Here is an 18,438-nt window from a genome sequence, read left to right on the forward strand (position 1 = left end):
TCACGCTGCTGACCAGGCGTTTTCGCGGGAGGTCAGGCGATACGTTCCCTCTCGCCGGATCGGAAGGGTTGATTCCGGTAACGGTGGCCGCATATCGCGTTGCCAAGCGATCCGTACGGACCTTGTCGAATGGGTGGCCAGGACGCCCGTAAGGGGTGATCATGAGAAGTCCAGAGCGCACTTCCCATGAGGAGGCACGGGTGGCCGAGACTCTGAAGAAGGGCAGCCGGGTTACCGGCGCCGCGCGCGACAAGCTCGCGGCAGACCTGAAGAAGAAGTACGACTCCGGTGCGAGCATCCGGGCGCTGGCCGAAGAGACCGGTCGCTCCTATGGATTCGTCCATCGGATGCTCAGTGAGTCCGGAGTCGCTTTGCGTGGACGCGGCGGAGCGACGAGGGGCAAGAAGGCCGCCTCGGCCTGACCAGCCCCGTCGTAAGGACTCCTTCGGCCCATCGGTTCCGCGGTGGCCACCCGGGCGGTCGTCCGACCGGTCCGGGTGGTTACTGTGCAGTCGCTTATCTTCGTAGGCATCACTGCACCGAACCGGAGGCGTCCCATGACTTCGCTCGACCCTGTGCTCGACAAGGACGGTGTGCGACTCACCGTCGACGGCGCCGTTGCCACGGTGACCCTGACCAAGCCGGACAAGCGCAACGCCCAGGACTTCGCGCTGTGGCGGGCATTGACGCAGGCCGGCAGGTCACTGCCGGGTGATGTGCGTGTCGTGGTGCTGCGCGGCGAGGGCAAGTCCTTCTCCGCCGGGCTCGACCGGCAGGCCTTCACGCCCGAGGGCTTCGACGGCGAGCCGTCGTTCATCGACCTCGCGCGCAGCAGTGACGCGGAGGTCGACGCGGCCATCGCCGAGTTCCAGGAAGCCTTCACCTGGTGGCGTCGCAGCGACATCGTCACCATCGCGGCCGTGCAGGGCCATGCGATCGGCGCGGGCTTCCAGCTTGCCCTCGCCTGCGACCTGCGGGTCGTGGCGGACGACGTCCAGTTCGCCATGCGGGAGACTGCTCTCGGGCTCGTTCCCGACCTCACCGGTACCCACCCCCTGGTGTCGCTGGTCGGCTACGCCCGCGCGCTCGAGATCTGTGCGACCGGCCGATTCGTCCACGCGGAGGAGGCCGAGCGCACCGGCCTGGCCAACCTCGTCGTGCCCGGGACCGAGCTGGACGCGGCCGTACGGGACCTCGCCGCGGCGCTCGTCGCCGCGCCCCGTGACGCCGTGATCGAGACCAAGGCGCTGCTGCAAGGTGCGGCGGGCCGCTCCTACGAGGAGCAGTGCACGGCCGAGCGCGCCGCCCAGGCCCGTCGGCTCAGGGACCTCGCGGGTCTCGGCGACTGACCGCCGGCCCCTTTGCGCAGGGCGCCCACCGGCCTTGGTGCGCGCCCTGCGAAGGCGAGGTCAGGCCACCGATGAGATCAGGACCGTGACCGGGCGGCCGTCCGCCATCGCGCCCGACACCGACGCGCGCACCGCGCGGGCCACGTCCAGCGCCCGGAACCCCTCGGCCGTGGCCAGTTCGATCCGTACGTGGTCGTCGGCCAGGTGCACGGCACGGCCGCTCAGCTCCGCCGTCAGGCCCACCACACCGGCCGTCGCCGCCGCCGTAGTACCGGCCGCGTCCGAGGGCGCCACCACTGTGGGGGAAGGGGTGGGGGCGGGCTCCAGCGGACTGTCCGGGAGCTCCACCACCCGCAGGTCCACCTCGCCGACCACCAGGCCCAGCCGGTCCGCCGCCGTCCGGGACAACGCCGACCGAAGCGCCGCCGTCACCTCGGGCAGCGGCTCACCGCTCCACACCGCGACCTGCGCCGAAAGTCGGTACGACCCTGGTGGAAGCGCGCTCGGCGGCGGCGGAAGCATGGGCTCCGCAGCCGTTTCGGGGTCCGCGAGCCTCACGTCGAGGCGGGTGACCGCAGCTCCGCGCACCGCCTTCGCGGCGGCTCTGATGAGCACCGATCCGGCCGCGCGTTCGGCGAGCCACGTGCCGTCCTCCGGCCCGCCCAGCGCCACCAGCCGACCGAGCCCCAGCGCCCGCCGCATCCGCCCCATCGCTCCCGCAGTGGTCATTCCTCCAGCCTGCCGCATCTCTGGCGCGAAACGGGGCAAGCACACCTAATGTGGGCAAAGGGAGGTCACCACCACCCGAAAGGACAACGCGATGACCGAGACAGGTGAACGCAACCGGCCGCAGAGCGCGGGGAACGAATCCGGCGAGCCGTCGCCCCGCAGGACCTCCATCGGTAAGCGCGTGGAAGCGGGGGTCCGAGGACGCACCACGATCGCCGACGGCGTCGTGGAGAAGATCGCCGGACTCGCCGCACGGGACGTCGTCGGCGTCCACGCGATGGGCAGCGGCATCTCCCGCACCTTCGGCGCCGTACGCGACCGTGTGCCGGGCGGAGGCGGCCGGTCCAGTGTGACCCGGGGCGTCAAGGCCGAGGTCGGTGAGGTGCAGACGGCCCTGGACCTGGAGATCGTCGTCGACTACGGCGTCGCCATCTCCGATGTCGCCCGCGATGTCCGGGAGAACGTCGTCGCCGCAGTCGAGCGGATGACCGGCCTGGAAGTCGTGGAGGTCAACATCGCCGTGACCGACGTCAAGCTGCCCGATGAGGAAGAGGACGAGTCGGAGCAGCGTCTCCAGTAGAGGAGGTCAGCATGAGCATGGCCGCGGTCGGCCTGTTGGCCGGCATGGCGCTCGGATTCGCCGGTTACTTCGGTGGGTTCGGGGCGTTTCTCCTGGTCGCCGCATTGGGGGCGGTCGGTTTCGTGGTGGGCAGGTTCCTCGAGGGCGACCTGGAGGTCGGCGACTTCTTCCGGACCCGCGATCGCGGCGACGGGCGGCGGTGACGCACGGTGGCCGCCGAACGCGTCGCCGCCGCCGAACGCGGGGCGACCACCATCGCCGACCGTGTCGTGGCGAAGATCGCCGCGAAGGCGGCACGCGAGGCGCTCGAGGGCGTGCCCGAGGGCACTCCGCCGCCGCACGCGATGGTCGTCGTGCACCATGACACCGCCCGCGTCAGCGTCAGCCTGGAACTCGACTACCCCGGCGACATCGGCCGCCAGTGCGGCGCGGTGCGTCGCCAAGTGGTCAAAAGGGTAAGGGCATTGGCGGGGATGGAGGTGCCCGAGGTGGCGGTCCAGGTCGAGCGCCTGCACTCCGTCCACTCGCGTCACGGGGCGCAGGGGAGGATCCGATGACCGAGCCCGAACACAGCGACCGGCCCGTTCTGGAACTGGACCAGTCCACATCCGCGGCGGACTACGACCCCGCCCCCGCCCCCGCGAAAGGGGAGCACGGCAAGGCGGGGCGCTTCTGGTCGGCGCGTCGCGTTCCCGCCGCGCTGGTCGCCCTGGTGATCCTCGCCGGATCGGGGCTGCTGCTCTACGACATCGCCGCGGTGCGCGCCGGCCGGTCGGCCATGCACTGGCGGCGCGCGCTGGCGGACCATCTCGACCGCTGGCGCCTGGACGAGGTGGCGGTCCTCGCTGTCGCTGGGGCCGTGGCACTCATCGGCGTCTGGCTGATCGTTCTCGCGGTGACGCCGGGGCTGCGCACGGTGCTGCCCATGCACCGCGACCGCGCGCACGTACGGGCCGGCCTCAACCGTCAGGCGGCGGCGCTCGTGCTGCGCGACCGCGCGATGGAAGTCTCCGGAGTGTCATCCGTACGGGTACGGATGACACGCTCCAAGGCCCGGGTGCGGGCCCGCTCGCACTTCCGCGAACTGGACGACGTACGCGCCGATCTGGACGCCGCCCTCGGGGCGGGCATCAGGGAACTGGGCCTCGCCAGACCCCCGGCGCTGGCCGTGCACGTCGGCCGGCCGCCGGCGGGCAAGCGGTGAGGGACAAGGGGTGAGAGGGATGCTCAGAGCGGTCAACCGGATCCTGCTCGGTCTCGCCGGGCTGGCGCTGCTGTGCGCAGGCGGTGCCGTTCTCGCGGCCGGGGCAGGGCTGTCCGTGCCTTCCTGGTGGCCCTACAGCGGGCGGCGCGACGTGCTGCTCAGCGCAGCGGACCGCATGAGGTGGCGGGACGAGGGCTGGTGGTGGCCGGTCGTCATCGCGGTCCTCGCGGTGCTGGTGCTCCTCGCCCTGTGGTGGCTGCTCTCCCAGCTGCGCCGCGCCCGCCTCGCCGAGGTCCTGGTGGACACCGGGGACGGCGAGGGCGCGCTGGTGCGGGGCCGGGCGCTGGAGACCGTGATGGCCAGGGAGGCCGAGTCGCTGGACGGCGTGTCCCACGCCCACGTCATGCTGACGGGTCGCAGTCGAAGTGCTCCCGAGGCACGGGTCCTGCTGCAGCTGGAGCCGCATGCCGAACCGGCCGAGACGCTGGCCCGGCTGGTGGACGAGGCGGTGGCGCATGCGCGGGAGTCCGCCGGCGTGCAGGCGCTCCCGGTGGAGGTGCGACTGCGCGAGTCGAAGCACCGGGCGGAACGTGTGGCGTGACGCCGGACGGGCCGGACTCGCCGGGCTTCGCCCGCCGGCGGCGTGAGGCGCCGAGGCCCGGCCCAAACGCCGCAGCCGTCAGAAACCGTGGCGTGCGCCGCCGTCGACCGGGACCATCACACCCGTCAGGTACGACGCCGCGGGCGACAGCAGGAACGCCGCGACCCTGCCGAACTCCTCCGGCGTACCGTAGCGCCGCAGCGGGATGCGGGACTCGTTCCCCGCGCGCGCCGCCTCCGGGTCGCCGGAGAGCGCGTCGAGTTCCCGTACCCGGTCGGTGTCGATGCGTGCCGGCAGCAGGCCGACTACGCGGACGCCGCGCGGGCCCAGCTCGTCGGCGAGTGACTTGGCGAAGCCCGCGAGGCCCGGGCGCAGGCCGTTGGAGATCGTCAGGCCGGGGATCGGTTCATGGACCGAGCCGGACAGGACGAAACCGATCACCCCGCCCTCGGACAGCTCCGCCGCCGCGGTCCGCGCCAGCCTCACCGCGCCCAGGAACACCGACTCGAACGCCGACTGCCACTGCTCGTCGGTGTTGTCCGCGACGAAGCCCGGCGCCGGGCCGCCCACGCTGATGAGGACGCCGTCGACCCGGCCGAAGTGCGCCCGGGCCGCGGCGACCAGACGCTCCGCGCCGGCGGGGTCCGCGTTGTCCGTGGCCAGGCCCACCGCGTTCGGGCCCAGTTCGGCCGCCGCGTCCTTGACCGTCTGCTCGTCCCGCCCCGTGATGACCAGCTTCGCGCCGTCGGCCGCCAGCGCCCGCGCGGAGGCGTTGCCCAGGCCCCGGGAGGCGCCGGTGACGATGTAGACGCGGCCTTTGAGTCCAAGATCCATGGCTCTATCCTGCCGCCTCGTGCCGCCCCAGCGCGAGGGCGGCGTTCACCAGCCCGATATGGCTGAACGCCTGAGGGAAGTTGCCGAGCTGGCGGCCGGCCAGCGGGTCGTACTCCTCGGAGAGCAGGCCCACGTCGTTGCGGAGCGCCAGCAGCCGTTCGAACAGCTCCCGGGCCTCGTCCTCACGGCCCGTCATGCACAGCGCGTCCGTCATCCAGAACGAGCACGCCAGGAACGCGCCCTCGTCGCCCGGCAGCCCGTCGACGGAGACGCCCGCGGTGCTGTAGCGCCGCACCAGCGGACCGCTGCCCAGCTCGGCCTGCACCGCTTTGACCGTGCCGAGGACCCGGGGATCGTCCGGGGGCAGGAAGCCGACGTGCGGAATCAGCAGCACCGCCGCGTCCAGGTCCGTCGAGCCGTACGACTGCGTGAAGGTGTTCCGTACCGGGTCGAAGCCCTTCTCGCACACCTCCCGGTGCACCTCGTCGCGCATGGCGCGCCAGCGCGCCGCGTTCCCGCGCAACGTCGGGTCGGCCTCCAGAGTGCGTACGGCACGGTCGGCCGCGACCCACGCCATCACCTTGGAGTGCACGAAGTGGCGGCGCGGTCCACGCACTTCCCACAGCCCCTGATCCGGTTCGCGCCACTTCGACTCCAGGAAGCCGAGGAGGCTCAACTGAATGTTCCACGCGTGCCGCTCGGTCTTCAGACCCATCTTCCTGGCGAGGAACAAGGAGTCGATGACCTCGCCGTAGACGTCGAGCTGGAGCTGGTACGCCGCGTCGTTGCCGACCCGGACCGGGACGGATCCCGCGTAGCCGCCGAGCCAGCCCAGCTCCATCTCGGCCAGCCGGCGTTCGCCCGCGAGTCCGTACATGATCTGCAGGTCGGCCGGGTCGCCGGCCACCGCGCGCAGCAGCCAGTCGCGCCAGGCCGCGGCCTCGTCGAGGTAGCCGGCCGCGAGCAGGGCGCCGAGCGACAGGGTGGAGTCGCGCAGCCAGCAGAACCGGTAGTCCCAGTTGCGTACGCCGCCGATCTCCTCGGGCAGGGACGTCGTCGGGGCGGCGACGATCCCGCCCGTGGGCGCGTAGGTGAGCGCCTTCAAGGTGATCAGAGAACGCAGGACCGCCTCGCGGTAGGGCCCCTGGTACCGGCAGCGGGACGACCACTCGGCCCAGTCCTCCAGGCAGTGGCGCAGTGACACATAGGGGTCGACCAGCTTGGGGCGCGGCCTGTGCGAGGGGTGCCATGTGAGGACGAAGGCGACCTTCTCGCCCGCCGCGACCGTGAACGACGAGCAGGTGCTGAACTGCTGGCCCCAGGTGTGCACCGGCGGCTCGCAGCGCAGCCAGACGGAGTCGGGGCCCGCGACCGCGACCCGGTGGCCGTCCGCGCGCCGCATCCAGGGCACGACGCTGCCGTAGTCGAAGCGCAGCCGGAGGGTGGCAGCCATCTCCACGGTGCCGACGACGCCCTCCACGATGCGGATCACATCGGGCGCTTCATCCCTTTGTGGCATGAAATCAAGGACTTTGACCGTGCCGGTTCGGGTGCGCCACACCGTCTCCAGGACCAGTGATTCATCGACATAGCCACGACTTGTGCACCGTCCGGCGCCCTTGGGCGCGATCCGCCAGTGGCCGTTCTCCTCGTCGCCCACGAGCGCCGCGAAGCACGCCGCCGAGTCGAAGCGGGGCAGGCACAGCCAGTCGATGGAACCGTCCGCACCGACCAGTGCCGCGGTCTGCAGATCGCCGATGAGGGCGTAGTCCTCGATACGTTGGCTCACGCTCTGGCGTGTTCCCGGCCCGGTTGGCCGCTAAGCAGGCGCGTGGACAGGTTCCGGCACGCCGTTGCGGGCCGCCGCCCTGTCCCGCTTCTCCCGGCGCACCAGAATCACCCAGCCGACGGGTACCGCGCCGGCGAACAGCCACCACTGGACGGCGTACGCCATGTGCGCGCCGATCGAGTCGTGGTCGGGGTCGGGGATCTGCTCCGGGCCGGCGGCCGGCTTCGGCTCCGTCTGCTCCAGATAGCCGCCGAGCACCGGGCGGTCCAGCAGCTTCGCCTGCTGCTCGCTGTTGATCAGCATCACCTGGCGCGGGGGCAGACCGGCCAGGTCCTTGATCCCGCTGGCGCCGGTCGTCTCGTCGGCCTTGAGCCGGCCGGTGACGGTGACCGTGCCGGCCGTGGCCTTCGGGACCTCGGGGAACGCCTTCTGGTCGGCGGCGGCCGGGACCCAGCCGCGGTTGACGAGCACGGCCGTGCCGTCGCTCAGGACCAGGGGGGTCAGTACGTGGAAGCCGACGCGGTCGTCGGCGTTGGTGCGGCGGCGTACGACGACCTCATGGGCGGTGTCGAACGAGCCCGTCGCGGTTACCTGCCGCCAGTAGTCGCCGCGCGGGACGGTGTGGCCCAGGGAGGTGAGCTCGCCCACCGGCACCGGCTTCGCGTCGAGGTTCCGGGCGATGAGGGCGTTCTGCGCGACGCGGCGTTCGTGGCGGTGCAGCTGCCAGAAGCCCAGCTCGACCATCGTGGGGATGAGAACGAGGGCGATGAGGGTGAGGATCACCCACTGCCGGGACAACAGGAAGCGGTACACGGCTTCGACCGTACCTGCAGTGCCCCCGGGCCGGGACGGGGGGTCCCGGTGGCGGCCGTCCCCGGGCCCGGTGGCACCACGCGATCACACCCTGTCGATGATGCCGGCCCTCCCCTCGGCGCGGGCGCAGTGGGCGCCGCAGTACCAGTGGCCCTCGGCCTCGACGCCCTGGCCGATGATCTGCACCCGGCAGTGCTCACAGATGGGCGCCATGCGGTGAATGGCGCAGGAGAAGCAGTCGAAGACGTGCACCGCGCCCTGCGCGTGCACCTCGAAGGACATGCCGTAGTCGTTTCCGCAAACCTCGCAACGTGCCATGCGCCACAGGGTGGGACGCGAGGCGGGCGGGGGGCGAGCGGACAGCGGGCGAGTCGCGCCGGGTTCACTCCGATGCGGGTGCCATGCCCGGCAGCACTCCCTGCTCCGCGCTTCTCGCCCCCGGCAGCATTCGCTGCTCCGGCGAGAGCCCCGCGCGTCCCGTCCCCGGCGAGCCTCCGCTCGCCCGCGAACTCACGGGTGAGCCGCTCACCGGCGCATTCACCGGCGAGCCTTCGCCTGCCGGCGTATTCACCGGCGTGCCTGCCCCCACCGGAACGCCTGCCGTCTCCCCGGCCGTGCCCTCGGCCGGGACCACATGCCCCAACAGCTGGGTGAACGCCGCCTCGTCGACCACCGGTGTGCCGTACGACGCGGCCTTGACCGCCTTCGACGTCGTCGCGTGCGGGTCGTTGGTCACCAGCAGACTCGTCAGCCGCGACACACTCGTGGCGACGTGCAGGCCCGCCTCGGTCGCCCGGTCCTCCAGCAACTCCCGCTCAATGGAGGTGTCGCCGGAGAACGCCACCCGCATCCCCTGCATCAGCTGCCCGCCCGGCCGGTACCTGCCCGGGTTGGGGAAGGGGCACGGGGGCCGCTTGCGCGACGGCCGCCAGCTGCTCTGCCCGTACGACGGCTGGTATCCGATGCGCGGGGCGGGCGGGGCGTCGGACCACTCGGTCAGCGGCAGGCACTCCAGCAGCGGCAGCCGTACCCCGTCGCGGGCGGCCGAGTGCAGGCTCGGCCGGAACGCCTCGGCCAGCACCCGGGCGTCGTCCAGCGCGTGGTGGGCCCGCTGCTGCACGACGCCGTAGTGCGCCGCGAGCGTCTCCAGCTTGAAGTTGCGCAGGGGCAGCCCGAGCTCCCTGGCGAGCGCGATGGTGCACAGGCGCTGCCGGGTCGGCGCGGTCCGCCGCACACGTGCGTACTCCCGCGCGATCATGCCCCAGTCGAAGCCGGCGTTGTGCGCGACCAGGACGCGGCCCTCCAGGCGCGCGGTGAACTCGGCCGTGATGTCGCCGAACAGCGGCGCGTCCCGGAGCATCTCTCCCGTCAGACCGTGGATCTCCACCGGGCCGGGGTCGCGCTCGGGATTGACGAGCGTGTACCAGTGGTCCTCGATGTTGCCCCGGCCGTCGAGGCGGTAGACGGCAGCGGACACTATCCGGTCGTGGTTGAACAGTCCGGTGGTCTCCACGTCGACGACCGCGTACCCCTGCGGGTAGGCGGCCGGCCACGTCGTCGCTGCGGTCGTACGGTCGTCGAGCATGGTCACAGAGAATACGGGCCGGGACCGACAGCGGCGGAGCGCCCCGTCCCCCGGCCCTCGCGTACGGAGGCCGCGACCGGCTCCCCGGCCGCGGCCCGTTCCGGATCGCAGCCGCCAACGGGCCCTGGTCCGCAGGCCCTCCACCTGTCGTCCGGCGGGTTGTCCGCGCCCACCGCACGGACCGGTGAGACCCTCCCGGGATGAGTGACGAGACCACGGGCGCAGCGCACGACGAACCACACGGCGGCGGACTCGGCACGCGCCTCAACTGGCTGCGCGCCGCGGTCCTCGGCGCCAATGACGGGGTCGTCTCCACCGCCGGCCTCGTCGTCGGGGTCGCCGGAGCGACCGACGCGCGCGGCACTCTGCTCACCGCGGGCCTCGCCGGACTGCTCGCGGGCTCCATGTCCATGGCCGCCGGGGAGTACGTGTCCGTGTCCACCCAGCGCGACTCGGAGAAGGCGGCCCTCGCCGTCGAGAGGCGCGAGCTGCGCGAGCAGCCCGAGGAGGAACTCGACGAGCTCACCCGCCTGTTGACCGAACGCGGCCTGTCCCGGGACGTGGCCCGCGAGGCCGCCGAACAGCTCACCGAGCGGGACGCCCTGCGCGCCCACGCGCGCGTGGAGCTCGGTATCGACCCCAACGAGCTGACCAACCCCTGGCATGCGGCCGGCGCGAGCTTCTTCGCCTTCACGGCGGGCGCGCTGCTGCCCCTGCTCGCGATCGTCCTGCCGCCCTCGTCGGTCCGCCTCTACGTCACCGTTGTGTCGGTGCTGGCGGCCCTGGCGCTCACCGGCTGGTGGAGCGCCCGCCTGGGCGCGGCGGACCCGGTCCCGGCCGTGCTGCGCAACACCGGCGGCGGAGCGCTGGCCATGGCGGTCACGCACGCGGCGGGAACGCTGCTGGGCGCGGCGGGCGTCTGAGCCGCACCACCGGTGCGGCCCGCACCGCCCGGCGGTGCGGGCCGCCCCTGGCGGGGCCTGCCCTTCCGCGGTCATTCTCCTGGCGGGGCCCGTTCCTTGGCGGTCCGTCTCCTCCGCGGGGGCGCGCCCTTGCGCGACCGGCCGCTCCGGGGCCGTCTTTCCGTGGTCCGCCCGCCGGTGGGACCACGGCTCGCCCTGCCGAGCGCGCCGACGGGGCCGCCGTCCCCGGGCGGTGACGGCGTGGCCGGCGGCCCCCGCGCGACGGCCGAGGCCTCACGCCGTGTGCGTCAGCCGCGCCACTCCGGCACGTCCGTGCCCAAAAGCCCCGCCGGGCGGGTCCAGCTGACCGGGCCGCCGTCGAACGAGACCGGGGGCAGGGCATGGCGCAGGCGGCCCATGGGGCTGTCCGTCTCGGTGAGCCATCGCTCGGCGTCGTATTCCCCGGAACCGTTGTCCGGCGTCTTGTGAAGGCCCTCGACCAGCCAGGCGGCCGTCCGGGCGAGGGCGAGCTCCACCAGCTGGGCGCCGCCCGTCCCGTGCTGTTCGGTCAGCGCGCGCAGGACACCGGCGGCGAGCAGGTACCCGGTGCCGTGGTCCAGGGCCTGTGCCGGCAGCGCGCCCGGCCGCTCCCCGTCGCCCTCGATCTCCGCGATGCCCGACGCGGCCTGCACCAGACTGTCGAAACCGCGCCGCGCCGCCCACGGCCCGTACCGGCCCCACGCCGAGAGCCGGGCCACCACCAGGCCCGGGCGCCGCTCCACCAGCTCCTCCGGTGCGAGACCGAACCGGTCCAGGGCGCCCGGCCGGTAGCCGGTCACCACCACGTCGGCGGAGGCGAGCAGTTCCTCGAACGCGGCGCGGTCCGCGGCGGCCGCCAGATCGAGCCGGGTGGATCGTTTGCCCATACCGGTGTCGTTGTGGGCCTCCTGACTCTCCGGCAGGCCGGGGGCGTCGATCCGCAGGACGTCCGCGCCGAGCAGTGCGAGCGTGCGGGTCGCGACCGGGCCGGCCAGCACCCTGGTCAGGTCGAGCACCCGCAGCCCCGCGCAGGGCCGCGTCGCAGAACCGTCGGCCGCCCTCGGTGCGGGGCCGTCCCCGATGCGCTCCATGACCAGCAGCGGTTGCGCGGCCGCGGCGGCGCCCTGCGGATGCGCGGCCCACTCCTTCGGGCCGCGCGCCGCGACGGCCAGGCCGCCGGCGGCGTACACGCTCTCCTCGACGTCCAGCGCCCGCCGCTCGCCCACGGCGGCCGCGACGGCCTCCACGCCCGCGTCATCCGGCATACCGAGTGCGGCGAGCAACCGGGACCGGTGATGAGGGTAGTTGGCGTGCGTCCGCACCCAGCCGTCGGCGGCGGGCCAGAAGCGGGACAGCGGCGCGAACGTCGTCGGTGCCACCCCGTTCACCCGTACCAGCCGGTCGCTGAGGAACGCCGTCGTCACCGCCCCGTCGTCCACCCGCACCGCGGGGACGCTGCCGCCGGTGCGGCGGGCTGCGAGCTCCGCGGCGGCCAGCGAGCACACCGCCACGGTGGAACGCGCCAGCTCCATGACCGGCAGGCGGGCCGGCAGCGCGCCCCGGCCCTCGCACGTCACGTGGTCCACCAGGGCGGGATCGCCGCCCAGAGCGGCCCAGGCCGCGGCCGTACCGCTCGAAGATGTCTGACCCATACAGCCACTATGGCACCGAGTCACGCGAAGGGGCCCGGTGCGGACATCGCACCGGGCCCCCGAAAGCGGTGGATCAGAGGTGATTACCGGCGAACGGCGTCGAGAGCGTCCGCGACACCCTCACCGTAGAAGCCGTTCTCGTCCTCGTCGCCCTCGCAGACCGCGTCGACCGTCCCGTTGTTGTCGATGTCGTACGGGTTGGTGCACGCGGTGTCGTCGGCCTGCACGGAGAGCAGGGCCTTCACCATCGCCGGCGACGCGTACGGGTGCGTCGACTTGATCAGCGCGGCGACACCCGCGACGTGCGGGGAGGCCATCGACGTACCGGCCTTGTAGCCGAAGCCGCCGCCCGGCAGCGTCGACAGGATCCGGCCGTCGACGGCCGGCGCGTCGGGCGCCTGGAAGCGGGTGGCGTCGCCGCCGGGGGCGGAGATGTCGATGACGCCGTTGCCGTAGTTGGAGTACGAGGACTTCAGGTTCTTCGCGCCGAGCGCGGAGACCGTGACGACGCCCGGGATCTGCGTCGGGATGTCCAGGCACTCGCTCGGGTTGATCTTCCGCTCGACCGGCGTGGTGTCGTTCGGGCTCGTGGTGTCGGTGAGCTCGTCGGAGGCGAGGTCCATCCGCGAGTTGCCGGCGGCGGCCACGTGCACCGCGCCCTTGCTCTCCGCGTACCGGATGGCGCGCCTGTGCGACTCGATCAGAGCCTGCTGGTCGGCGTCGTTCTTGCAGTTGAACAGCCACGGGTCGGTGTAGTAGCTGTTGTTGGTCACATCGACACCGTGCTCGGCGGCCCACACGAAGCCGCAGACGACGGCCTCCGTGTAGAAGAAGCCGTCCGGCTGCGAGACCTTGATGCCGGAGACCTTCACCCCCGGCGCGACACCCGTGATGCCGGTGCCGTTCTTCGCCGCCGCGATGGTGCCCGCGACGTGCGTGCCGTGGTCGCTCTCCGTCGGGCCCGGACGCCAGGCGCCGTCCGCCGTGTCGGGCACACCGCCGACACAGCTGACGGAGGCTTCCCGGTCGAAGTTCGGCGCGAGGTCCGGGTGCGTGTCGTCGACACCCGTGTCGATGACGGCGACCGTCACCTTCTTGCTGCCGAGCGTCTTCTCGTGCGCCTTGTCCGCCTTGATGGCGGGCAGGTCCCACTGCAGCGGCTCGAGCGCGTCCTGGTCCGCCGTCGCCTGGCCCGCCGCCGCCTCGGCCTCCTCGGCGGTCAGCGGACGCTCCGACTCGATGGCAGTGTCCGTCACGGGCGCCAGCGGGGCGGTGCGCGTGGCACCGGCCGACTGGACACCGCGGACCTGACGGATCGTCTCCGCGAACGCAGGATTCTGCGAGTGGACGACGATGACGCCTATCTGGTCGTACGAGTGGACGACCGTCCCGCCGGCCTTGGCTATCGCCCTCTTGACGGCCTTCGCGGTGCCGTGACCGCCGTTCACATTGACCACGTACGACAGCTTCGGGCCATCGGTCGAGACCACTGCCGGGACCTCGTCGGTGATTGCTGCCGACGCCGTACCCGTCGGCAGGAATCCGAGTGAGGCCGTGAGCGCCAGACCGACGGGCAGCGCGAGTGCGCGCCGACGTCTGGATCCCAGATGAGCCATGGGTTCTCCACATCATCCGTGACAAACCGCCCAAACACCCCTTGCGAATGGGCGGGTTCATGCCGGGCGAAGCTATCGCTGATCAAGGCGGCTCTTCAATGGATTCGTGCAGATGTACGGCAACAAGTACGACAAGAAGTGCGGAGGAAAAAGGCCGGAGGTGAACCGGTTCGGTGTGTGCTCCGTGCCGTTGTCAGGGAGTGGAGCAACATCAAACCGCCCCCACAGGCACCATCCCCATGACCATCACCACCGCACCCGCGTCGCGAGGAGTCTCCGTGGCCACCGATGCACCGCCGCCCCCGGGCGGTACGGGCACCAGCCCCGCCCAGCCCACGACAGAGTCGTTCGTTCAGGTGCAGGAGAGTACGGAATTCGGCGAACTACGCCGTACCTACCGCTCCTTCGCCTTCCCCCTGACCGTCGCGTTCATCGCCTGGTACCTGCTCTACGTCCTGCTCTCCAACTACGCGGGCGGCCTCATGGGCACGAAGGTCTTCGGCAACATCAACGTCGCCCTGGTCTTCGGCCTCGCACAGTTCGCGACCACGTTCCTCATCGCCTGGTTCTACTCGCGGCACGCCGCAGTGAAGCTCGACCCGAAGGCGGAAGCCATCAAGTCCCGTATGGAGGCCGACGTATGAGCCCCACGCTCCAGCTCGCCGCGTCGAGCGCGACCACCGAGCACCGGCCGCTCATCATCACCCTGTTCGCAGCCTTTGTCGTCGCCACCCTTTTCATCACGGTATGGGCGGGGCGGCAGACCAAGGACGCCTCCGACTTCTACGCGGGGGGCCGCCAGTTCACCGGCTTCCAGAACGGCCTCGCCATTTCCGGCGACTACATGTCGGCCGCCTCGTTCCTCGGTATCGCCGGCGCCATCGCCCTGTTCGGCTACGACGGCTTCCTCTACTCGATCGGCTTCCTGGTCGCCTGGCTCGTCGCCCTGCTTCTCGTCGCCGAGCCGCTGCGCAACTCCGGCCGCTACACGATGGGCGACGTCCTCGCCTACCGGATGCGCCAGCGCCCCGTGCGCACCGCGGCCGGCACCTCCACCATCGTCGTCTCGATCTTCTACCTGCTGGCCCAGATGGCGGGCGCCGGCGTCCTCGTCTCCCTGCTGCTCGGCATCACCAGCGACGGCGGGAAGGTCGCCATCGTGGCCCTCGTCGGCCTGCTGATGATCGTGTACGTCACCATCGGCGGCATGAAGGGCACCACCTGGGTGCAGATGGTCAAGGCCGTCCTGCTCATCGCGGGCACCGTGCTCATCACCTTCCTGGTGCTGCTGAAGTTCAACTTCAACATCTCCGAGCTGCTCGGCCAGGCCGCCGAGAAGAGCGGCAAGGGCGCAGCGTTCCTGGAGCCCGGCCTCAAGTACGGCGCCACCGGGACGTCCAAGCTGGACTTCATCTCCCTCGGCATCGCGCTCGTCCTCGGCACCGCGGGCCTGCCGCACATCCTGATCCGCTTCTACACCGTGCCCACCGCCAAGGCCGCCCGTAAGTCCGTCAACTGGGCCATCGGCATCATCGGCGCCTTCTACCTCATGACCATCGCGCTCGGCTTCGGCGCGGCGGCGCTCGTCGGGCCGACGGAGATCACCGCGTCCAACAAGGCGGGCAACACGGCGGCGCCCCTGCTGGCCCTGCATGTCGGCGGCGTCGGCTCCGCGGGCGGCGCGATCCTCCTGGCCGTTATCTCCGCCGTCGCCTTCGCCACCATCCTGGCCGTGGTCGCGGGCCTCACCCTCGCCTCCTCGTCGTCCTTCGCGCACGACATCTACGCCAACGTCATCCGCAAGGGACAGGCCACAGAGAAGGAGGAGGTCCGGGCGGCCCGCTGGGCGACCGTCGCCATCGGCATCGTGTCCATCGCGCTCGGGGCCCTCGCCCGCGACCTGAACGTCGCCGGCCTGGTCGCCCTCGCCTTCGCGGTCGCCGCGTCCGCGAACCTGCCGACGATCCTCTACAGCCTGTTCTGGAAGAAATTCACCACCCAGGGCGCCCTGTGGTCCATCTACGGCGGTCTGGCGTCGTCGGTCGTCCTGGTGCTCTTCTCGCCGGTCGTCTCCGGCAAGGCCACCTCGATGTTCCCCGACGCCGACTTCGCCTGGTTCCCGCTGGAGAACCCCGGCCTGATCTCGATCCCCGTCGGTTTCCTGCTCGGCTGGATCGGCTCCCTGCTGTCGAGGGAGGAGCCCGACAAGGGCAAATACGCGGAGCTGGAGGTCAAGTCCCTCACCGGCGTCGGGGCCCATTGAGTGAGCCCACCGACACCCGGCCGTAGCGGCCGCGTCGTAGGGTCCTACGACGCGGCCGTGCCGCGCCTCGTGCCAAACGGGCCACTTTCACTGTCGGTGGCCTGACGTAGGCTCGAAGAGTCACATCCGCGAACCGGGGAGGGGGCCCACAGTGCTCATCGACACCTATGGCCGAGTGGCTACTGACCTGCGGGTTTCCCTGACTGACCGCTGCAATCTGCGGTGTATGTACTGCATGCCCGAAGAGGGCCTGCAATGGCTGAAAAAGCCCGATCTGCTCACCGACGACGAGATCGTCCGCCTGATCCGCATCGCCGTCACCGACCTCGGCATCACCGAGGTCCGCTTCACCGGCGGCGAGCCCCTGCTGCGCCCTGGCCTCGTCGGCATCGTCGAGCGTGTCGCCGCCCTGGAGCCGCGCCCCAAGATGTCCCTGACGACGAACGGCATAGGGCTGGGGCGCACGGCCGCCGCTCTCAAGGACGCCGGCCTCGACCGGGTCAACGTCTCCCTGGACACGCTGCGCCCCGACGTCTTCAAGACGCTCACCCGCCGCGACCGCCACCACGACGTGCTCGACGGTCTGAAGGCCGCCCGCGCCGCCGGACTCACCCCCGTCAAGGTCAACGCGGTCCTCATGCCGGGGCTGAACGACGACGAGGCCCCCGACCTGCTTGCCTGGGCCGTCGCCCACGACTACGAGCTGCGGTTCATCGAGCAGATGCCCCTGGACGCCCAGCACGGCTGGAAGCGTGACGGGATGATCACCGCCGGTGACATCCTCGTCTCTCTGCGCACCCGCTTCACGCTGACCGCCGAGGGCGACGCCGCGCGCGGCTCCGCCCCCGCGGAGCGGTGGATCGTCGACGGCGGGCCGCATCGCGTCGGTGTCATCGCCTCCGTCACGCGCCCCTTCTGCCGGGCCTGCGACCGCACCCGCCTCACCGCGGACGGTCAGGTGCGCACCTGCCTCTTCGCGACCGAGGAGACCGACCTGCGGGCGGCGCTGCGCTCGGATGCGTCGGACGAGGAGATCGCCCGCATATGGCGGCTGGCGATGTGGGGGAAGAAGGCCGGATCCGGACTCGACGACCCGTCCTTCCTCCAGCCCGAGCGCCCCATGTCAGCGATCGGCGGCTGATCCGTCCCCGGGCCGCAGCCGCTCCCACTCCTCCAGGGTCACGACGTCCTTGAGGAACCCGCGTACGCCGAGGAACTGCGACAGGTGCTCCCGGTGCTCCTCGCAGGCCAGCCAGGTCTTGCGGCGCTCAGGAGTGTGCAGCTTCGGGTTGTTCCAGGCGAGGACCCACACGGCGTCGGCGCGGCAGCCCTTGGCGGAACAGATCGGGGTTTCGTCACTCACCGGATCATTGTCCCAACATGGCGACGCCGAGCAGCCACGGGGGGAGCTGCCCGGCGTCGGTCCGTCGCTCCGACGGGGGATGCGGAGCGCGTACGCAGTATGTCATGGGCAACGGGCCCGAGTGCACAGGAACTTCATGATTGATCTGAGGTTTTCCTGAGGTTCCCGGAGCCCGTCGCAGACGGTCGTCATCAGCCCTGTTCGGACATGGGGCGCTCATCCGTGAAAGATCCGTCGGCCGTCGGGGAGTCGTCGGACCCCGCCTCGATCATGGGTCGCGACGGCGTGGGGACGAACGTCGGAGGCGGCGTCGGCGCGCTCTCGCGGCCGGCGTTGGCGATGACCACGGAGATGTACGGCAGGACAATGCCGAGCACCAGCGCGACGACGGCCACATGACGTTCCACGTTCCACAGGACCGCGGCGAGGATCACCGACACCGTGCGCACGGACATCGAGATCACATAGCGGCGCTGCCGGCCGCGGACATCGTCGGCGAGCCCCTGCCGGGCCCCGGTGATCCGGAAGACTTCGCTGCCGCCGCGCCTGTGCATCTCCACCACCCGATTCCCACCCCGGACGTTCCCGGACATCCCCGCCCCGACCACATCCACCGTACGCCGCCACCGCGCCGCCTACGAGAGCGGGTCGACGCTGTGCGCGCCCCGCGTGCGCCGGGACACGTACGGGTGGCTCCGACATGCGCCGTACGGTCCAGTGGCCGAGACTGGCAGGCGTAACTGCTCACGCGGAGCCGAACAAGGAGGCAGCCATGGGCTGGTTGTGGGCGATCATCGTGGGATTCGTGCTCGGTCTGATCGCGAAAGCCGTCATTCCGGGAAAGCAGCACAGTCCCCTCTGGCTGACCACCATCTTCGGCATCATCGGGGCCATCATCGGCAACGCGGTCGCGCGGGGCTTCGGCATCGCGGAGACCAGCGGCATCGACTGGGGCAGGCACGCACTCCAGCTCGCCGCGGCCATCGTCATCGTGTTCCTCGGTGACATGGCGTACACGTCGGTGCGCGGCGGGAAGAAACGGCGGGCGTAGCCGGACGACGAACGGCGGCGGCCGGGCGGGCATGATGCCCCGCCCGGCCGCCGCCGTTCGTCCGTGTC

The 18,438-nt window shown here is 71.5% G+C and carries 21 protein-coding genes and 1 pseudogene; 12 read left to right on the forward strand and 10 right to left on the reverse strand.

Annotation, left to right across the window (positions count from 1 at the left end):
* The first annotated feature begins 200 nt into the window (after positions 1–200).
* On the forward strand, positions 201–422 hold the full coding sequence (locus J7E88_RS15995) for a helix-turn-helix domain-containing protein (RefSeq protein ID WP_215181385.1): 222 nt from the start codon (positions 201–203) through the stop codon (positions 420–422).
* Positions 423–557: 135 nt separating this feature from the next.
* Positions 558–1,349 (forward strand): enoyl-CoA hydratase/isomerase family protein, encoded by a 792-nt coding sequence (locus J7E88_RS16000; RefSeq protein ID WP_215181387.1) that lies wholly within the window; start codon positions 558–560, stop codon positions 1,347–1,349.
* A 60-nt stretch (positions 1,350–1,409) separates the two neighbouring features.
* Here J7E88_RS16000 and J7E88_RS16005 read toward each other — a convergent pair whose 3' ends face one another.
* Complete coding sequence (locus J7E88_RS16005; protein ID WP_251022591.1) at positions 1,410–2,078, reverse strand: hypothetical protein; 669 nt, start codon at positions 2,076–2,078, stop codon at positions 1,410–1,412.
* 91 nt (positions 2,079–2,169) lie between these two features.
* Between J7E88_RS16005 and J7E88_RS16010 the strand changes: the two genes are divergently transcribed.
* From J7E88_RS16010 to amaP, 5 genes are read left to right on the forward strand one after another with little or no spacing between them, the layout of a single operon-like run.
* The gene (locus J7E88_RS16010; protein WP_215181389.1) at positions 2,170–2,658 is read left to right on the forward strand and encodes an Asp23/Gls24 family envelope stress response protein; all 489 of its coding nucleotides are present in this window, start codon (positions 2,170–2,172) and stop codon (positions 2,656–2,658) included.
* Positions 2,659–2,669: 11 nt separating this feature from the next.
* Positions 2,670–2,861: a hypothetical protein gene (locus J7E88_RS16015; RefSeq protein WP_215181391.1), complete on the forward strand. Its 192-nt coding sequence runs from the start codon at positions 2,670–2,672 to the stop codon at positions 2,859–2,861.
* 6 nt (positions 2,862–2,867) lie between these two features.
* Positions 2,868–3,215: an iron-sulfur cluster assembly protein gene (locus J7E88_RS16020; protein WP_215181393.1), complete on the forward strand. Its 348-nt coding sequence runs from the start codon at positions 2,868–2,870 to the stop codon at positions 3,213–3,215.
* The gene (locus J7E88_RS16025; RefSeq protein ID WP_215181395.1) at positions 3,212–3,862 is read left to right on the forward strand and encodes a DUF6286 domain-containing protein; all 651 of its coding nucleotides are present in this window, start codon (positions 3,212–3,214) and stop codon (positions 3,860–3,862) included. The genes J7E88_RS16020 and J7E88_RS16025 overlap by 4 nt, the downstream gene beginning before the upstream one ends.
* Before the next feature lie 19 nt (positions 3,863–3,881).
* Positions 3,882–4,463 (forward strand): alkaline shock response membrane anchor protein AmaP, encoded by a 582-nt coding sequence (gene amaP / locus J7E88_RS16030; RefSeq protein ID WP_215181397.1) that lies wholly within the window; start codon positions 3,882–3,884, stop codon positions 4,461–4,463.
* A 78-nt stretch (positions 4,464–4,541) separates the two neighbouring features.
* Here amaP and J7E88_RS16035 read toward each other — a convergent pair whose 3' ends face one another.
* The 5 genes and pseudogenes from J7E88_RS16035 to J7E88_RS16055 all read right to left on the reverse strand — a co-directional run.
* Positions 4,542–5,297 (reverse strand): SDR family oxidoreductase, encoded by a 756-nt coding sequence (locus tag J7E88_RS16035; protein ID WP_215181399.1) that lies wholly within the window; start codon positions 5,295–5,297, stop codon positions 4,542–4,544.
* 4 nt (positions 5,298–5,301) lie between these two features.
* Entirely contained in the window at positions 5,302–7,086 is a 1,785-nt protein-coding gene (locus tag J7E88_RS16040; protein ID WP_215181401.1) for a glycoside hydrolase family 15 protein, read from the reverse strand.
* A 30-nt stretch (positions 7,087–7,116) separates the two neighbouring features.
* Positions 7,117–7,899 (reverse strand): SURF1 family protein, encoded by a 783-nt coding sequence (locus J7E88_RS16045; protein ID WP_215181403.1) that lies wholly within the window; start codon positions 7,897–7,899, stop codon positions 7,117–7,119.
* An 84-nt stretch (positions 7,900–7,983) separates the two neighbouring features.
* Entirely contained in the window at positions 7,984–8,217 is a 234-nt protein-coding gene (locus J7E88_RS16050) for a hypothetical protein (RefSeq protein ID WP_215181405.1), read from the reverse strand.
* A gap of 301 nt (positions 8,218–8,518) precedes the next feature.
* Positions 8,519–9,484: pseudogene (locus J7E88_RS16055) on the reverse strand (DEDDh family exonuclease); the annotation flags it as partial.
* A gap of 200 nt (positions 9,485–9,684) precedes the next feature.
* On the opposite strand from J7E88_RS16055, the gene J7E88_RS16060 reads away from it, so the two are divergent.
* Positions 9,685–10,407 (forward strand): VIT family protein, encoded by a 723-nt coding sequence (locus tag J7E88_RS16060; protein WP_215181407.1) that lies wholly within the window; start codon positions 9,685–9,687, stop codon positions 10,405–10,407.
* Between the two features lie 287 nt (positions 10,408–10,694).
* Here the strand turns inward: J7E88_RS16060 and J7E88_RS16065 are convergent, their stop codons facing one another.
* Both J7E88_RS16065 and J7E88_RS16070 read right to left on the reverse strand, forming a co-directional pair.
* Complete coding sequence (locus tag J7E88_RS16065) at positions 10,695–12,077, reverse strand: CoA transferase (RefSeq protein WP_215181409.1); 1,383 nt, start codon at positions 12,075–12,077, stop codon at positions 10,695–10,697.
* 83 nt (positions 12,078–12,160) lie between these two features.
* A complete protein-coding gene (locus J7E88_RS16070) occupies positions 12,161–13,693 on the reverse strand; it encodes a S8 family serine peptidase (protein ID WP_215181411.1) in 1,533 nt (510 codons plus the stop codon).
* Between the two features lie 278 nt (positions 13,694–13,971).
* On the opposite strand from J7E88_RS16070, the gene J7E88_RS16075 reads away from it, so the two are divergent.
* From J7E88_RS16075 to moaA, 3 genes are all read left to right on the forward strand, one after another.
* The gene (locus J7E88_RS16075; RefSeq protein WP_215181412.1) at positions 13,972–14,337 is read left to right on the forward strand and encodes a DUF485 domain-containing protein; all 366 of its coding nucleotides are present in this window, start codon (positions 13,972–13,974) and stop codon (positions 14,335–14,337) included.
* Positions 14,334–15,956: a cation acetate symporter gene (locus J7E88_RS16080; protein ID WP_215181414.1), complete on the forward strand. Its 1,623-nt coding sequence runs from the start codon at positions 14,334–14,336 to the stop codon at positions 15,954–15,956. The genes J7E88_RS16075 and J7E88_RS16080 overlap by 4 nt, the downstream gene beginning before the upstream one ends.
* 151 nt (positions 15,957–16,107) lie before the next feature.
* A complete protein-coding gene (gene moaA, locus J7E88_RS16085) occupies positions 16,108–17,097 on the forward strand; it encodes a GTP 3',8-cyclase MoaA (RefSeq protein WP_215181416.1) in 990 nt (329 codons plus the stop codon).
* Here the strand turns inward: moaA and J7E88_RS16090 are convergent.
* Positions 17,080–17,319, reverse strand: coding sequence for a hypothetical protein (locus J7E88_RS16090; RefSeq protein WP_215181418.1), 240 nt, complete (start codon positions 17,317–17,319; stop codon positions 17,080–17,082). The genes moaA and J7E88_RS16090 overlap by 18 nt on opposite strands.
* A 191-nt stretch (positions 17,320–17,510) precedes the next feature.
* Entirely contained in the window at positions 17,511–17,873 is a 363-nt protein-coding gene (locus J7E88_RS16095) for a DUF3099 domain-containing protein (protein WP_215181589.1), read from the reverse strand.
* Positions 17,874–18,091: 218 nt separating this feature from the next.
* Between J7E88_RS16095 and J7E88_RS16100 the strand changes: the two genes are divergently transcribed.
* Complete coding sequence (locus tag J7E88_RS16100) at positions 18,092–18,370, forward strand: GlsB/YeaQ/YmgE family stress response membrane protein (RefSeq protein WP_215181420.1); 279 nt, start codon at positions 18,092–18,094, stop codon at positions 18,368–18,370.
* Positions 18,371–18,438 lie beyond the last annotated feature (68 nt).

The organism is Streptomyces sp. ISL-10 (genome assembly GCF_018614575.1).
In the GTDB taxonomy this organism is placed as follows: Bacteria; Actinomycetota; Actinomycetes; order Streptomycetales; family Streptomycetaceae; genus Streptomyces.

Coding starts and splice junctions, on each gene's coding strand:
- J7E88_RS16035 (WP_215181399.1), bottom strand. CDS start 5,297: ATGGATCTTGGACTCAAAGGCCGCGTCTACATCGTCACCGGCGCCTCC.
- J7E88_RS16025 (WP_215181395.1), top strand. CDS start 3,212: ATGACCGAGCCCGAACACAGCGACCGGCCCGTTCTGGAACTGGACCAG.
- J7E88_RS16010 (WP_215181389.1), top strand. CDS start 2,170: ATGACCGAGACAGGTGAACGCAACCGGCCGCAGAGCGCGGGGAACGAA.
- J7E88_RS16050 (WP_215181405.1), bottom strand. CDS start 8,217: ATGGCACGTTGCGAGGTTTGCGGAAACGACTACGGCATGTCCTTCGAG.
- J7E88_RS16000 (WP_215181387.1), top strand. CDS start 558: ATGACTTCGCTCGACCCTGTGCTCGACAAGGACGGTGTGCGACTCACC.
- J7E88_RS16080 (WP_215181414.1), top strand. CDS start 14,334: ATGAGCCCCACGCTCCAGCTCGCCGCGTCGAGCGCGACCACCGAGCAC.
- amaP (WP_215181397.1), top strand. CDS start 3,882: ATGCTCAGAGCGGTCAACCGGATCCTGCTCGGTCTCGCCGGGCTGGCG.
- J7E88_RS16095 (WP_215181589.1), bottom strand. CDS start 17,873: ATGCACAGGCGCGGCGGCAGCGAAGTCTTCCGGATCACCGGGGCCCGG.
- J7E88_RS16100 (WP_215181420.1), top strand. CDS start 18,092: ATGGGCTGGTTGTGGGCGATCATCGTGGGATTCGTGCTCGGTCTGATC.
- J7E88_RS16060 (WP_215181407.1), top strand. CDS start 9,685: ATGAGTGACGAGACCACGGGCGCAGCGCACGACGAACCACACGGCGGC.
- J7E88_RS16015 (WP_215181391.1), top strand. CDS start 2,670: ATGAGCATGGCCGCGGTCGGCCTGTTGGCCGGCATGGCGCTCGGATTC.
- J7E88_RS16065 (WP_215181409.1), bottom strand. CDS start 12,077: ATGGGTCAGACATCTTCGAGCGGTACGGCCGCGGCCTGGGCCGCTCTG.
- J7E88_RS16005 (WP_251022591.1), bottom strand. CDS start 2,078: ATGACCACTGCGGGAGCGATGGGGCGGATGCGGCGGGCGCTGGGGCTC.
- J7E88_RS16070 (WP_215181411.1), bottom strand. CDS start 13,693: ATGGCTCATCTGGGATCCAGACGTCGGCGCGCACTCGCGCTGCCCGTC.